The 14,018-nt window shown below is 67.7% G+C and carries 14 protein-coding genes and 1 pseudogene; 4 read left to right on the forward strand and 11 right to left on the reverse strand.

Going from position 1 to position 14,018, the window contains the following annotated elements:
- Nucleotide 1: 1 nt before the first annotated feature.
- Nucleotides 2–367, forward strand: a complete 366-nt coding sequence (locus VJT49_RS06970) for a DUF742 domain-containing protein (RefSeq protein WP_414635852.1) — start codon at nucleotides 2–4, stop codon at nucleotides 365–367.
- The gene (locus VJT49_RS06975) at nucleotides 348–947 is read left to right on the forward strand and encodes a GTP-binding protein (RefSeq protein ID WP_324163881.1); all 600 of its coding nucleotides are present in this window, start codon (nucleotides 348–350) and stop codon (nucleotides 945–947) included. Before VJT49_RS06970 ends, VJT49_RS06975 begins: the two co-directional genes overlap by 20 nt.
- A gap of 33 nt (nucleotides 948–980) precedes the next feature.
- On the opposite strand, the gene VJT49_RS06980 is transcribed toward VJT49_RS06975, so the two are convergent.
- Both VJT49_RS06980 and VJT49_RS06985 read right to left on the reverse strand, forming a co-directional pair.
- A complete protein-coding gene (locus VJT49_RS06980; protein WP_324163882.1) occupies nucleotides 981–2,351 on the reverse strand; it encodes a tryptophanase in 1,371 nt (456 codons plus the stop codon).
- A gap of 20 nt (nucleotides 2,352–2,371) precedes the next feature.
- Nucleotides 2,372–3,454 carry a tryptophan dimethylallyltransferase family protein gene (locus tag VJT49_RS06985; protein ID WP_324163883.1) on the reverse strand — a complete coding sequence of 361 codons (1,083 nt, stop codon included), beginning with the start codon at nucleotides 3,452–3,454 and terminating at the stop codon, nucleotides 2,372–2,374.
- A 631-nt stretch (nucleotides 3,455–4,085) separates the two neighbouring features.
- Here VJT49_RS06985 and VJT49_RS06990 point away from each other — a divergent pair.
- Nucleotides 4,086–4,508, forward strand: a pseudogene (locus VJT49_RS06990) (Tat pathway signal sequence domain protein); the annotation flags it as partial.
- On the opposite strand, the gene VJT49_RS06995 reads toward VJT49_RS06990, so the two are convergent.
- Genes VJT49_RS06995 through VJT49_RS07025 form a run of 7 tightly spaced genes read right to left on the reverse strand, consistent with a single transcriptional unit; the run spans nucleotide 4,485 to nucleotide 10,903 of the window.
- The gene (locus tag VJT49_RS06995) at nucleotides 4,485–5,120 is read right to left on the reverse strand and encodes a creatininase family protein (RefSeq protein WP_324163884.1); all 636 of its coding nucleotides are present in this window, start codon (nucleotides 5,118–5,120) and stop codon (nucleotides 4,485–4,487) included. The pseudogene VJT49_RS06990 and the gene VJT49_RS06995 overlap by 24 nt on opposite strands.
- A gap of 7 nt (nucleotides 5,121–5,127) precedes the next feature.
- Nucleotides 5,128–6,417, reverse strand: a complete 1,290-nt coding sequence (locus VJT49_RS07000) for an FAD-binding oxidoreductase (protein ID WP_324163885.1) — start codon at nucleotides 6,415–6,417, stop codon at nucleotides 5,128–5,130.
- Nucleotides 6,414–7,577 carry an ABC transporter substrate-binding protein gene (locus tag VJT49_RS07005; protein WP_324163886.1) on the reverse strand — a complete coding sequence of 388 codons (1,164 nt, stop codon included), beginning with the start codon at nucleotides 7,575–7,577 and terminating at the stop codon, nucleotides 6,414–6,416. Before VJT49_RS07005 ends, VJT49_RS07000 begins: the two co-directional genes overlap by 4 nt.
- Before the next feature lie 43 nt (nucleotides 7,578–7,620).
- Nucleotides 7,621–8,466: an ABC transporter permease gene (locus VJT49_RS07010; RefSeq protein ID WP_324163887.1), complete on the reverse strand. Its 846-nt coding sequence runs from the start codon at nucleotides 8,464–8,466 to the stop codon at nucleotides 7,621–7,623.
- On the reverse strand, nucleotides 8,463–9,212 hold the full coding sequence (locus tag VJT49_RS07015; RefSeq protein ID WP_324163888.1) for an ABC transporter ATP-binding protein: 750 nt from the start codon (nucleotides 9,210–9,212) through the stop codon (nucleotides 8,463–8,465). Before VJT49_RS07015 ends, VJT49_RS07010 begins: the two co-directional genes overlap by 4 nt.
- Nucleotides 9,209–10,519 carry an amidohydrolase family protein gene (locus tag VJT49_RS07020; protein ID WP_324163889.1) on the reverse strand — a complete coding sequence of 437 codons (1,311 nt, stop codon included), beginning with the start codon at nucleotides 10,517–10,519 and terminating at the stop codon, nucleotides 9,209–9,211. The genes VJT49_RS07015 and VJT49_RS07020 overlap by 4 nt, the downstream gene beginning before the upstream one ends.
- A gap of 24 nt (nucleotides 10,520–10,543) precedes the next feature.
- Complete coding sequence (locus VJT49_RS07025) at nucleotides 10,544–10,903, reverse strand: hypothetical protein (protein WP_324163890.1); 360 nt, start codon at nucleotides 10,901–10,903, stop codon at nucleotides 10,544–10,546.
- Nucleotides 10,904–10,995: 92 nt separating this feature from the next.
- Between VJT49_RS07025 and VJT49_RS07030 the strand changes: the two genes are divergently transcribed.
- Nucleotides 10,996–11,604, forward strand: a complete 609-nt coding sequence (locus tag VJT49_RS07030; RefSeq protein ID WP_324163891.1) for an XRE family transcriptional regulator — start codon at nucleotides 10,996–10,998, stop codon at nucleotides 11,602–11,604.
- A 22-nt stretch (nucleotides 11,605–11,626) separates the two neighbouring features.
- On the opposite strand, the gene VJT49_RS07035 is transcribed toward VJT49_RS07030, so the two are convergent.
- Both VJT49_RS07035 and VJT49_RS07040 read right to left on the reverse strand, forming a co-directional pair.
- Nucleotides 11,627–13,111, reverse strand: a complete 1,485-nt coding sequence (locus VJT49_RS07035; protein ID WP_324163892.1) for an NAD(P)/FAD-dependent oxidoreductase — start codon at nucleotides 13,109–13,111, stop codon at nucleotides 11,627–11,629.
- The gene (locus tag VJT49_RS07040; RefSeq protein WP_324163893.1) at nucleotides 13,108–13,959 is read right to left on the reverse strand and encodes an SDR family NAD(P)-dependent oxidoreductase; all 852 of its coding nucleotides are present in this window, start codon (nucleotides 13,957–13,959) and stop codon (nucleotides 13,108–13,110) included. Before VJT49_RS07040 ends, VJT49_RS07035 begins: the two co-directional genes overlap by 4 nt.
- Nucleotides 13,960–14,018 lie beyond the last annotated feature (59 nt).

The raw sequence follows: 14,018 nt of genomic DNA on the forward strand, positions 1-14,018 counted from the left end.
CGTGCATCCAGACGAGTGGTATGACGAGGCGGCCGGGCCGTTGGTCCGGCCCTACGCGATCACTCGCGGACGGATCCCGTCGTCCGACGTGGCCCTTGACGTGGCGACCCAGGTGATGGCCCTGCGGGACACGCAGGATCCGATCGGGCTCACCCCGGAACACCGGACGATACTCCAGCTGTGCCAGCGGCCGCTTTCGGTCGCCGAGCTGGCGGCATATGTCAAGGTTCCGCTCGCCGTGGTCAAGGTCCTCTGTGGCGATCTCATCGAACGGGGGGATGTCATCGTCCGGTCGCCCACCCAGGCGACGCAGGCTCCGGATCGCGAACTACTTCAGGCGGTGCTCGATGGTCTCAACAAACTCTGACCCCAGGGGCGTGATCCCGACCCCGGTCAAGATCGTGGTGGCGGGCGGGTTCGGCGCCGGCAAGACCACCATGGTCGGCTCGGTGAGTGAGATTCCGCCACTGTCGACGGAGGAGGTGATGACGCAGGCGAGTGACGGCATCGACGACATCACCGGGGTCGAAAGCAAGACGACGACCACGGTCGCGCTGGATTTCGGCCGCATCACCATCTCCCCGCACACGGTGCTGTACCTGTTCGGCACGCCGGGCCAGGACCGGTTCTGGTTCATGTGGGACGAACTCGCCCGGGGCGCGATCGGCACCGTGGTCCTCGTCGACACCCGGCGGCTCGACAGCAGTTTCGCGGCGATCGACTTCTTCGAGCGCCGGAGAATCCCGTTCATCATCGCGGTCAACTGTTTCGAGGACGCGGACGACTACACCGAGGAAGAGGTGCGCAAGGCGCTGGCGCTCTCCGACGCGGTACCGTTGATGTTCTTCGACGCGCGGCAGCGGGAGGCCAGCAAGCTCGCGTTGATCAAGCTGGTCCGCTACGCCATGAGCAAACTGCCGGTACCCGAACCTGCCGCCGCCGGGTGACGCCGAACCCGCGACGACGTTGTCGCGGGTTTTCTAGATCTTCGCCAAACGCAGGTTGAAGTGGCGGAGGACCGGGGGAGCGTCGACGACGCGGTATCCCGGGACCTGCTCGGGGTTCTTGGCGATCGAAGCGAGCACGTCGGCGACGTACTCCAGATGGGCCTTGGTGTAGCCGCGGCGCGGCAGGGCCACCCGGACCAGTTCGAACGGGGCCGGCGTGACCAGGTTGTGGGCGGCGTCGAATTCGCCGAGGTAGAGGGAACCCAGTTCGACACAACGGATGCCGCCGGCCAGGTACAACTCGCAGGCCAGCGCGTGGCCCGGGAACCGGTGCGGCGGGATGTGCGGCAGGAGCCGGCCCGCGTTGAGGTAGAGCGCGTGAATGCCCGGTGGCTGCACGATGTCCACGCCCGCCTCGCCGACCATGCGGGCGAAGTCCGCGGCCTCGGCCTCGCGGGCACGCAGGTAGTGCGGGTTCAGGACCTCGTCCAGTCCCTGCGCGACCCTCTCCAGATCGTGTCCGGCCAAGCCGCCGTAGGTCCGGAAACCCTCGGTGGCGATGAGATTGACCTCGCAGCGCCGGGCGAGTTCCTGGTCGCGGAGCCCGATGAAGGCGCCCATCGGGGAAATCGCGTCCTTTTTCAAACTCGCCACGCAGCCGTCGGCGAGCGCGAACGCCCGCCGGGCGACTTCGGCCGGGCTGTGGTGCTGGTATCCGGGCTCACGTTGGACGACCAGCCAGGCGTTTTCGGCGAAGCGTGCGGCGTCGAGGAAGAACGGGACGCCGTGCCGCCGGCAGGTGTCGCGCACCGCGGTGAGGTTGGCCATGGACACCGGCTGCCCGCCACCGCCGTTGTTGGTGATCGTCATCAACACCATGCCGACCCGGTCGCCGTCCGGGCCCGACAAGGTCTTCTCCAGCGCGTCCAGGTCGATGTTGCCCTTGAACGGCTTCAGGCTGTCCAGGTCGGCGGCCTCGGGGCAGGGCAGGTCGCGGGCTTCGCAGCCGATGATTTCGACATTGGCCCGTGTCGTGTCGAAATGCGTGTTGGACAGGGAAATCTGACCCGGTTTCAGCAGAGTGGAAAAGAGAATCCGCTCAGCGGCACGGCCCTGATGCGCCGGAAGGGTGTGCGGATAGCCGGTCAGCCCGTCCACGGCGGCGCGAAAACGGTGGTATGAGTCGGATCCGGCATAGGAGCGGTCGGCCGCGGTGGCGGCGGCTTCCTGGGCCGCGGAAACCGCGCCCGTGCCCGAATCGGTCAGCAGATCGATGGTGACCATGTTGGCGGGCACGTCGAACATGTTGTAGGCGGCGAGTTCGAGCGCCCGTTCGCGCTCCGGTCTGGTGGTGATGGGAATTTCTCGCACGACCTGGATCCGGTACGGGGGAAAGGAACGCATGATGGTCTCTTTCGAGTGGGTTAGGTTGCCAACGGCACCGGTGTGACGGCGAAAGCCTCGGAGGAGAGGTAGACCGTGATCCCGGAGTCGAACCGGCCCGCCCGGAGTGAGACGTGGGGGATGAGCCCCACGTTGTCGGCCAGTTGACGCCGCGAGACGGCACGGATCGCGGCATCGAGGTCGGCTTCGTCGAGGCCACGGCTTCGCATGAGTTCCAGCACGCGGGTCCGCGCGACCTTGTCGTCGGACGTGTAGGAACGGATCGGCAGATAGAGGCTGTAGTTTCCTGGACTTCCCCCGCCGTCTTCCACGAATGAATAACTGGAAACCAGGGGGCGGCCGGTGAACGGGCCACTTCCGCCGATGACGGAACAGAATTCGGAGACCAGTGCGGGGTCGACGCCGGAAACCGCGCGAGCCGCGTGTTCCACGTCTTCCGGCATCGCCGAAAAATGCGATACGTATAGTTTCAGCCGGGCGGCCGGGCCGTCGTCGAGATCGAATGCGAAAAAGGAAAAACGGTCGAGTTCCCCACGGCGGAGCGCATGTTTTTCGACGGTATCGTACGCGTGCGCGATACCTAGTCTCCGTAACCCGCTCGCGACCAGTTCCCGCGCCCGGCCGACGCCTTGCACCTCGGGGTTGAAATACACTTTGACCCGCGGTGGGGAGTGCGGTCGGAATATCAGGGAGAACCAGAGCGAGAACTTTCCCTGTGGCTGTTGTGGAAGGAACAGATCCGCGACGGCGTGGTAGCGGTCCAGGGGCAGCCGGAACCGTTCGGCCAGGGTGGCGAGGAGTTGCTTCGCCGCCTCGGCGTTGGCTTCCGGGCTGGGTTTTCCGTTGATCGTCTCGCCGAGCACGCGGATCGCCCGGCCGCCGCTCGAGTCGAAGGCCAGGGAGAATTCGACCGGAGTGGCGTCGTCGGCGACATCGGACGGCCATAACGGACCGTCCGACAGTGGACGCGTTCCGGCCGGGCCGAGTAGTTCCTTCAGCAGCTGAAGTGGGGTATTGTCCGATTTTTCGAAGCCGGCGACTTCGCAGAGGTTTCGTAACTGTTCGCTGGTGTATCGATAAAGTGTCACATCGGCGACGTTCACACTCGCTCCGGCGGTCATTCGGGCTGTCGGCCGTTCACAGCGGGGGTTCGTTGGCAGACTGCCAACCAATCTAACGTGGTGCGCTCAGGGTAAGGTACCACTAACAGGGTGATGTTGATCACTATTCCCATCACGCTCCGAACTGAAATCGATTTAATTTGCCCAAACGGGCTTCCACTGTGATTTTCGACGCCCGCCCGCCCAATGGGTTTTGCGGTCGCGGCGGCGATCGCCGGGACGATTTTCACCGCGATCAGCCGCTTCCGTGTCGCGCACCGTCCGGATCCCGGGATCGTCGCTTCGGGGTCGCTGACGGTAATGGCGGTTTTGCGACGGAAGCCATCAATGTGTCCAGGTTGTCCGAAGTGTGCGTCCGGACTGGCGCACGCCGCCCCGGCACGAAGGGATCGACCGCGGCGCTCTGCGCGAGACCCCTGCGCCGGGCCACTTCCGCGCTCGCGTCCGGGCGGCGGGACGTGAGCGCGGAATACATCCGATGACTCACGCGTCTCGTGGTTGAACCTGTTCGGCACTTCCGGTAAATTTCGCGCGAAATGCCGCGAGTCGGGGCCGTGGTCTCCGAAATACATCGTATGTCTATCGGAAACACTGGGCGAAAGGAGGTCGAGGGATGGACGTGACATGCCGGACGGTGCTGGGTGGTGGGTTGGCCGGGCTGGCATGGGCGGCCGCGGCCACACCGCCCGGAGGGGACGACTTCCCCTGGCCGAGTTTCCTCGGCAGCGCCGACGCCAGGTGGCGAAGGATGCCGGCGACCTGGTACGAGGGCCCGTTACCCGGAAACGGGTACCTCGGCTCCGGGATCTACGCCGAGCCCGGCCGGAACGCGATCCGGTTCAACGTCCAGCACAGCCAGGTGCGGGACCACCGGCCCGAGTTCGGCTCGCTGTTCGGCCTCGCGAGGTTGCCGATCGGGTACTTCACCCTGGAGCCCGCCGGCGCGATCACCGGGATCGACTGGCGGCTGGACCTCTTCAACGCCGAACTGACCGGCACGATCACCACCGCGTCAGGCAGCCTCGTGTGCCGAAGTCGTCGCTGAGCCGGCCGCCCTGCCGAACCCGATGTGCTCGTAGGACGCCAACCGCTCGGGCACGGAACGCACGGCGAGATCGAGCCGTACGAGGTCCGGGCGCAGGAGCGGCATCACCGAAGTCTCGTTGCGGCCGCCGTGCACGCCCATGCTCAGCTCGCCGGCCGGTGAGGCGCCACCCTGGCCGGCCGGCATCCCGGGATGCGTCAGGAAGGTCCGTAGCCCGAACCGCTGTCGGAGTTCCCGGCTGGCCACCTGCAGCAGCGCGCTGTTGCCGCCGTGGTCGTTGAGGAACACCAGCCGCCGGACCGGGCTCGCCGCCAGCGAGTTACCGATGTCCGTCAGCGTCCGCATCACCGTGTCCCAGGACAGCCGTAGCGTGCCGGACGACCAGGCGTGTTCGTCGGATTTCGGGGTAGGCGGCGCGGGCAGCAGCCCGAAGCCCCCACCCGCTTCCGTCACCGTGGCGTCGGCGGCGGAAGCGATCGTGAAGTCGGTGGACAGCGGCAGACGCGGACCGTGCTCTTCGATCGCGCCCAAGGGCGGCACCGCGACCGAGTCCGCCGGCAGCCGCTCCGACCCTGGCCCGGTCAGCTCGATGAAGTTCGGCATGCGTTCCTCACGATGGCGGTAACTTCCCCGGGTTGAGCAGGCCGCGCGGGTCGTTGTCCTCGAGCACCGCGCGGACTCGGTCGATCCGGCGTTCCAGGATCCAGGTGTGCGGGCTGTGGATGGACACCCCCATCGCCTCCAGCCGCTCCATCCCGTCATGGACCTGCTCGGGCGACGAGTAGGACGCCATCAGCATGCCCACCACCTCGGTGCGCATCAGTTCGAGATGCAGTATGGTGCCCGGGTACACGGCCCGCACGGCATCGGGGTCGGACCACAACTTCTCGCCCGCCACCTCGAGGTGGAAGATGCCGGGATACTTCCTCTGCAGGTGGAAGGTCGAGTGGTTGAACGACAGCGCGCTCACCCGCTCGGAGTCCGCGCGCACGTCGAGCACCTCGCCGCCCTGGTCCGCGACGAGTCTTCGGACCTCGTCGACGGTCTCCGTACGCACGATCGCCCGCACGCTGAGCCGGTTCGGGTCCAGCGCGGGGTCCTCCGGCAGCGCGCCCACGATCACCGCCTCGTCCAGCGAAACGAGTCGGGGCGAGGGATCCACCGCACCCAGCGAGCGCAGGAAGCCGGTCGCCGAGTCGAAGTCGTCCCAGGCGGTGAACACGCCGGCCCAGTCGTAGGCCGGCGTCACCACGACGGTGGCTCGCGCGATGATTCCCGTTGTGCCGTAAGCGTGAATGTAGGGTACCGTCGCGTCGCCCTCGACATGCCGGAGTTCGCCGCTGCCGTCGCAGGCCACGATGTCGAGCGCGCGTACGAACCCGTCGGCGTTCGTCCCGTAAATCAGCGAACCGGTCCCGCCACTGCCCCCGGCCAGGAAGCCGCCGAGGGTGGATCCCTTGGTGGACGGGAAGATGGGCAGCTCCTGGCCGGTCCGGCGCAGTTCGTTGTCCAGGTCCCGCATCCGGGCCCCCGCTTCGGCGGTGACCGTGCCCTCGTCGACCGCCACGATCCGCTGGCACCTCGAGGTGTCCAGCACTATGCCGCCGTGCAACGGGATGGCCTGGCCGTAGTTGCCCAGGCCCGTCCCCCGGGGGGTGATCGGCACGCCCAGGTCGTAGGCGTGCTTCACGGCCACGGGGATCTGCTCGGCCGACCGCGGGGTCACCAGGAGGTCGGCCCGGCCCGCCGGCAGCTTCTCCTTGAGGATCGGCGACATGTGGGCCCAGTCCACCGACGCCCGAGCGAGCTTCACGGGGTCGGTGGAGACGGCGTCGGCCCCCAGATCGGCGCTGATCTTCTCGGCCAGCTCCGCGATGGGCAGGCTCGTGCTCCGGGTCATTGCGTTCGCACTGTCTTGTCGATGAATTCGCCGGTCGCGATGTCGGCCGCCTTCAGGCCGTCCTTCACCTTCGCGCCGGTCGAGGTCAGGATCGGCGCGAAGGTGTCGATGGCCGACTGCACCCGGGCGGGGTCCATCCCGCCGATCGGCCCGGTGGTGTCGTTCGCGACGATCTTGAGGTCTTTCATGGCCTTCACGGCGAAATCGGCGACGTCCGCGGAATAGGTCCAGCTGTCGTTGTACTTCCGGACGGTTTCCACGATGAGCTTGTTCGCCGCGGCCGGGTCGGCGATGTAGTTCGCCTGGGCCTTCTGCAGGATCGGAACCAGCTTCTTCAGGCAGGGCGAGAGCGTCGTCAGATCGGCGGTCCGCACGGAAAGCGCTTCCGGATAGACGTCGTAGCCGACGTCGACGAGCAGCTGGTACTTCACCGGCTTCTGCCAGGCCTGCACCTCGTGCTGGTAGATGTAGGGCTCGGCGGTGGCGAAGCCCTGCTGCGCGATGCCGGGGTTGGCCACGAACCGGGCCGGCGCGCCGTCGTAGCTCGTGTCGATCTGGCTCTGCTTGACCAGTCCCTTCTCGACCAGCATGGACGGATAGGGCGAGCCGGTCGACACGACGACCTTGGCGTCGGTCCTGCCGATGTCGCCGATGGTGTTCCAGTCGTGATGGGTCGCGGGATCCCACATCAGCATCTGCGGGCTCCTGTTCAGCGGCGACACGACCGCGGTGACCGGCTGCGTGGTGGACGCCGAGATAGCGCTGTCCGTGGTGATCGCACCCAGCGTGATTTCCTTGTCCACGTACATCTGGGAAGACACGTTCTGAAAGCCGATCGCCGACCCGCCCGCGCGGACCTCGATCTTCACGCCGGTGTTCATCCCGTCGATCACCAGCGGCCCGCTGACGCGCTTCTTGTCCGAGTCGATGGTGTAACCGGCGCCGACCAGCTCGTAGGCCCCGGCGTGCTCGGCCTCCGGCTCCCAGTCCATCTGGACCACCACGGTGGCCGGGCAGATCCCGGCGAGGTTCACCGTGTTCGTCGGCGGCGCCAGTGTGGTACTCGCGGGCGAAGTGGATTCCCCCGAATTACCGCAGGCCGCCAGTGAAACGGCTAACGTGGGCACGAGCAATCCCGCGTAGAGACGACCTTTGCGCATGGCTGCTCCCTGTCGTGCGGCCCCGCGCGGGCCGCGATAAGTCCTAAGACCGCTTCCCGACGACGAACTTGCCGAGCACGGTGAAGAACGCGAACACGACGATGCCGAACAGTGAGGCCAGGATGATAGCGGCGAACAGGTCGGTGGACTGCAACCGGGCGCGGTAGACGTCCAGCAGCGTCCCGATGCCGGGTTCGCCCTGTTTGAAGAAGAAGTCGCCGACGATCGCCCCGATCACCGACAGCCCGGACGAGGTCCGCAGCCCGGTGAAGATCGACGGCAGCGCGGCCGGCAGTTGCAGCTTGGTCAGCCGCTGCCATCGGGACGCGTTGTTCAGGGTGAACAACTCGTGCGCGCCCTGGGTCGCCGAATGCAGCCCGAAGAGCGTGTTGGCGATCATCGGGAACAACGCGATGATGACGCACACGATCACCCGGCTGGTGAAGCCGTAGTCGAACCACAGGCCGATCAGCGGCACGATCGCCAGGATCGGCACCGTCTGCAGCACGACGGCATAGGGGTAGATTGCGCGCTCGACCCAGCTCGCCTGGCTCATCAGGATCGCGGTCACGATGCCGAGCACCGAGGCGATCCCGAGGCCGGCGAGCGCGACCTCGGCGGTGAGCCCGAGCGCCGCCAGCATCGGTCGCAGGTGCGTCCAGTCGCCGAACGAGTCGGTGAGCACCTGCCCCGGCGGCGGCACCAGGAACCGGCGGTTCGGCGAAAGCAGCAGGTAGCTGACGGCGAGCCACAGAACGATGGCGACGACCATCGCCGCGAGTACGGGCACGACGGTCCGCAGGACCGGCCACAGTGGACCGTGCCGTCGCCGCCTCGGTGCGCCCGCGGCGCTGATCCGGAACAGCTCGCGCCTTGCCGGCGCGCTCACGACGAAGCCTCCTTCAGCGCGGCGGACACTTCACCGGCGATGCGCGCGAAATCGGCGTGGTAGCGGATTTCGGGGGAGCGCGGGAAGGGAAAGGGCACGTCGACCTCCCGCACGATCCGGCCGGGCCGGGCGGACATGACCGCGACCCGCGTGGACAGGTACACCGCTTCGGTCACCGAGTGCGTGATGAACAGCCCGGTGAAGCCCTGGGTGCGGAACAACCGCTGCAACTCGTCCTGCATGCGCAGCCGCGTGATCTCGTCGAGCGCGCCGAAGGGCTCGTCGAACAGGAAGATCTCCGGGTCGAGGGTGAGTGCCCTGGCCAGGGAAACCCGCATCCGCATGCCACCGGACAGCTGGCCCGGCAGCTGTTTTTCGAACCCGGCGAGCCCGACCAGTTCCAGTGCCTCGGCCGCCCGTTTCCGCCGCTCGGCCCTGGCCATGCCGTGCAGCTCCCCGGCCAGCTCGACGTTTTTCGCCGCGCTGCGCCATTCCAGCAGGGTCGGGTCCTGGAAGACGTACCCGATCTTGCCGGTGTCCGCGAAAATTTCCCCGCCGGTCGGCGCGGTCAGCCCGGAGGCCAGCCGCAGCAGCGTGCTCTTGCCGCAGCCGGAAGGCCCGACCACGCTGACGAAATCTCCCGGCGCGAGGTCGAGGTCCACTTCGGACAGTGCTATGGTGCCGTTGTCGAACGTCTTGGCGACAGCGGCGAAACGGAGGGTTCCGGTACCGACGGATGCCGTCACAGCGGCCTCGCGGCGAACGCGGACAGCGCGGTCTTCCGGTCGACAACGGTCCGGCTCACCAGGCGGCCCCCGTGGATGACCACCCGCGCGTCGCCCGGACCCGCCAGCACGTCGGCGAGCGAGTCCGCCCGCACCGCGACGAAGTTCGCAACCGAGCCGACGGCCGGACCGGACGGCGGCAGCCCGAGCACGGTCCGGCCGCCGGCGGTGACGGCGGCCAGTGCGGAGGCTTCGTCGAGGTGCCCGGCCGTGACCAGCAGGGAGGTCGTCTCGAACGGGTCGGCCCGGCCCATCGGGTTGAACGGGTCGCGCAGGTTGTCACCCCCGGCGGCCACGTCGATACCGGCGTCCAGCAACGCCCGCAGGGCGGGTATGCCGCGCGGTCTCGACCAGGAATGGTCCCGTCCCTGCAGGTAGAGGTTGGTGATCGGGAGGCTGACGATGCCCAGCCCGGCCGCGCGCACCTCGGCGATCACCTCGGCCAGCAACTCGGGTTCGAGCGAGCCGAGGCTGACGCAGTGGCTTGCCGTCACGCGCTGCTGGAGGCCACGGGCCCGCACCTGGCGGCAGAGTTCGCGGATGGACAGCACGTCGGCGCCCAGCTGTTCGTCGGTGTGCAGGTCCAGGGGGAGGCCGAACCGTTCGGCCAGATCGAGCAGCCGGCGCGTCTCCGCGGTCGGATCGGGGCACAGGTGCGGGCAGCCGCCGAGGACGTCCACGCCGAGCGCGACCGCGTCGGCGACCACCGAGTCCGGGGAATCCTCGCGGGTGAGCAGCACGACCTGCACATCCATCAGGTCGCGCACCTCGTCGCGCAGTCTGAGCAGGGCCGCGACACCGCGCAACGGTTCCTCGCCCGGTAGGACGTCCGCGTGGGTTCGGATGGTCGTGATGCCATGGGCCAGATAGTGTTCAAGCGCGCGTCCGGAGCGGGTGTAGACCTCTTTGCCGGTCATGGTGACGGCGTAGGCGAGCCAGCTGTCGATCGCCGTTTGCAGGTCGCCGTAGGCCTGCTGGACGCGGGACCAGCTCAACGCCTTGTCCAGATGTGCGTGTGGCTCGGTCGCCGCGCTGAGCAGCAGCCAGCCCGGCAGATGGAGGTCGCCGGGCGCGCCCGCGGGATCCACCGCGGTAACAATGCCGTTTTCGACCGTAATGTCGGCTGCCGTGCCGTCGGCGAGCGACATTCCGGTGATCCGGTGCAGGAGTTCCGGGATCATCACGCTCCCGAAAGTATCGCGAATGGCGTCGAAGCCGTGCCGCAGCACCGGGTTCGGCGAGCGGGACCGGCGTCGTGCGCCCGCCACGACCGCGGATCTTCCCGGCTTCGGTCAGTGGAAAAACGTTTCATAGTCGAACCGAGCGAGCCGGCGGAACCGTTCGTCACTATGACGGGCGAGGACCCCGTAGTCCGCCCGCCACCTCTCCGGTGCCGGTTCGTGCGCATCCGCGCCCGCCCGGTGGACCGCGATGTCCACTGTGTACAGTGCGGGCCCGGCATCGCCGCTGCGATGGTCGTGGTGGCGGTGTGCGTTCACGGCCACGAGCGGTAGGGTGGTGATCCGCCTTACCCCGGAAAGGATGGAGCCGATGCCCATGCCGGTGTCGAAGATGACTGCGAGGTCGTCACCGAGCATCAGGAGGCTGCTGACGTGGCCCGGTTCCGCGAAGACATGAACGTCGTCCCCCACTGTTCCGGTCGCGAACCACAGGGGGTGGATCCGGTAATGTCGACAACATCAACATCGACCCTGACGGCCGATTATTTCAGGGATGTGAACAGATGGACCAGGCGGCGGGGGAGCTCACTCCCCGGGAGCGCATGGGCCGGACGATCCGGACGATCCGACACCGGCGCAAGCTGACGCTGGTCCAGCTCGCCGCCAGCACCGGCCTGTCGCACTCGTTTCTCAGCCAGGTGGAGCGCGGGCTCGCGCAGCCGAGCATGACCTCGCTGCACCGGATCGCCGAGGCGTTGAACGCCACCCAGGACCTGCTGATCGCGGGCGCCAACGACGCCTTCGACGGCCCGGAGGTCGCGGTCCTGCGCGCCGGCGAAGGCGTGCCGATCCCGATGGTGGACACCAGCAAGGGCTCCGCCCGGCAACTGCCGTCCTCGCCCGGCTTCTTCCCGACCGAGTACACGTGGATCGACAAGGAGTTCGGCCAGTTCTTCGCCCACGCCGGCAACGAGTTCCTCTACCTTGCCGAAGGGATGATCGAGGTCGACCTCGGCAAGGCCACCTACGTGCTCGAGCCGGGTGACTGTGTGCGCTACCCCGGCCGGCTCCCGCACCGCTTCCGCGGGCTGGGACGGGACCGCACCCGGGTCCTGATGGTGCACACCGGTGTCAGCGCGCACCCGATCGGCACACCGCAGGAAGCACCCTAATTAGCGACCGCCTTTTTCCGGCTCAGGCGGGCCGGCGAACCACCGCGGGCGTCACGGACCGGTGGGAGAACCGCATGATGCCGTCGTCGACCCGGCCGTGCCGCAGTATCAGCAGGTCGCGTGCGTAGTTCGTGTCGAAGCGCCACGGGTACCGCGAACCGGCCTTCGGGAAGTCGTCGATGGCGCGCAGGACATATCCGGCGTTGAACTCGAGCAGGGGCCGCTCGGTGACATCGGCGTCGTCCCTGACCGGGACGCACTGGTCGTAGCCGTGGGCGTCCATCTGCCGGAGCAGCCGGATGACGTATTCGCTGACGAGGTCGGCCTTGAGGGTCCAGGAAGCGTTGGTGTAGCCCATGGTGAACGCGAAGTTGGGCACGCCGGAAAGCATCATTCCCTTGTAGACCAGGGTTTCCGGCGGTTTCACGTCGTGGCCGTCGACGGTGAGCCGGATGCCGCCGAGGGTCAGCAGGCGCAGCCCGGTCGCGGTGACCGCGATGTCCGCCTCGAGTTCCGGCCCGGATTTCAGGCGGATCCCGGTTTCGGTGAACTCCTCGATCTGGTCGGTGACGACGGACGCCCGTCCCCGCCGGATGGCGGTGAACAGATCGCCGTCGGGAACGAGGCACAACCGCTGATCCCAGGGCTGGTAGCGGGGCTTGAAATGGGTGTCCACGTCGTAGCCCGCGGGCAGCTGCCGGATCGCCGCCTTGCGGATCATCGATTTCACCACGTGCGGGCGCCGGCGGCTGAGCTGATACAGCAGCGTGCCCAGCGCGATGTTCTTCCACCGCACGATGGCACAGGCGCGCCGGGGTCCCAGGAAACGGCGCAGCGTGCCGCCGAGGGCGTCCTCGGCGGGCGACGACACGACGTAGGTGGGGGAGCGCTGGAGCATGGTCACGTGCGCGGCCCTGTCGGTCATGGCGGGGACGAGCGTCACGGCCGTCGCACCACTGCCGATCACGACGACCTTCTTGCCGGCGTAGTCGAGGTTTTCGGGCCAGTGCTGCGGGTGGATCACCGTGCCCCGGAACTTCGTCAGGCCGGGAAATTCCGGGGAGTACCCGGAATCGTAGTGGTAGTAGCCGCTGCAGACGTGGAGGAAGCCGGCGGTGAGCCGGACCGGCCGGCCGTTGTGGACGCACTCCACGGTCCAGCGTGTGTCCTGAGTGGACCATTCGGCGCGCACGACCCGGTGTCCGAAGCGGATCTTCCGGTTGATCCCGGCCTCGGCCGCGGTGTCGCGGAGGTATTCCAGGATGGCCGGTCCGCCGGCGATGGCCTTGGTCCTCGTCCACGGCCGGAACCGGTAGGCGAGGGTGTGCATGTCGGAATCCGACCGCACGCCGGGATAGCGGAACAGGTCCCAGGTCCCGCCGAGGGTTTCGCGTGCTTCGAGGATGGTGTAGGTGCGGTTCGGAAAGGCCGTCTGAAGGTGATGTGCCGCGCCGATGCCGGACAGCCCGGCGCCGACGATCAGCACGTCGACGTGCTCGGGAGTCATGAGTTCTCCTTTCCCCCTGCGCGTGGCCTGGTCTGGACCAGGGAGATCAGGCTGAAGTAGTGGGTCGGCGCGATCCGGGCCAGCGCGTCGAACAGGTAGGCGTCGGGGCCGACCAGGATGCGGGCCTTGCCACGTTCGACGCCGCGGTGGATGATCTCGGCGGCCTTGTCCGGCGAGGTCATGGTGATCGCCTCGAACTGGGCGGCCATCTGTTCCTTCGTGCGGCCGAGTCCTTCGGGGTCTTTGCGGATGCGGGCGTTGTGGACGATGTTGGTGGTGATACCGCCCGGGTGCACGGTCACCGCTCGCACACCGGTGCCGCGGAGTTCCTGCCGCAGGGCGTCGGTGAAGCCGCGGACGGCGAATTTGGCGGCGCAGTAGGCGCTCTGGTAGGGCATGCCGACCAGGCCGAACACGCTGGAGGTGTTGACGATGACGCCCTGGTCCTGTTCGGCGAGGAGGGGGAGGAAGGCGCGGGTGCCGTTGACCACGCCGTGGAAGTTGATGTCGTGCAGCCATTGGTCGTCCTCGGGGACCGCGTCGAGCACGGTCGAGGCCACCGCGACCCCGGCGTTGTTGAACACGGCGGCCAGCGAAGCGGGCAGCCATGAACGCACCTCGTCGGCGAACCGCAGCACCTCGGCCGCGTCACGGACGTCAAGCACGCGGGTGAGCACGGGACCGGACAGCGACGCCGCGGTCTTCTCCAGTCCGGCTTCGTCCACGTCGGCGATGGCCACGGGCGAGCCCAGCCCGGCCAGGCGAACCGCGAGGCCTCGGCCGATGCCCGAAGCGGCACCGGTGATCACCACCGGCCGGCCGGTGATACGAGGACGTGGTCGGGGCATCTTCGCTCCTTGCCGCCGGTGACTGGTGGTGGTACGGCAGTGTACCGCCCTCCGACGGT

The sequence above is a fragment of the Amycolatopsis sp. genome (assembly GCF_035276945.1).
Classification (GTDB): Bacteria; Actinomycetota; Actinomycetes; order Mycobacteriales; family Pseudonocardiaceae; genus Amycolatopsis_E.

Coding starts and splice junctions, on each gene's coding strand:
- VJT49_RS06995 (WP_324163884.1), bottom strand. CDS start 5,120: ATGCCGAACTTCATCGAGCTGACCGGGCCAGGGTCGGAGCGGCTGCCG.
- VJT49_RS06980 (WP_324163882.1), bottom strand. CDS start 2,351: ATGCGTTCCTTTCCCCCGTACCGGATCCAGGTCGTGCGAGAAATTCCC.
- VJT49_RS07040 (WP_324163893.1), bottom strand. CDS start 13,959: ATGCCCCGACCACGTCCTCGTATCACCGGCCGGCCGGTGGTGATCACC.
- VJT49_RS07000 (WP_324163885.1), bottom strand. CDS start 6,417: ATGACCCGGAGCACGAGCCTGCCCATCGCGGAGCTGGCCGAGAAGATC.
- VJT49_RS07035 (WP_324163892.1), bottom strand. CDS start 13,111: ATGACTCCCGAGCACGTCGACGTGCTGATCGTCGGCGCCGGGCTGTCC.
- VJT49_RS06975 (WP_324163881.1), top strand. CDS start 348: ATGGTCTCAACAAACTCTGACCCCAGGGGCGTGATCCCGACCCCGGTC.
- VJT49_RS07005 (WP_324163886.1), bottom strand. CDS start 7,577: ATGCGCAAAGGTCGTCTCTACGCGGGATTGCTCGTGCCCACGTTAGCC.
- VJT49_RS07030 (WP_324163891.1), top strand. CDS start 10,996: ATGGACCAGGCGGCGGGGGAGCTCACTCCCCGGGAGCGCATGGGCCGG.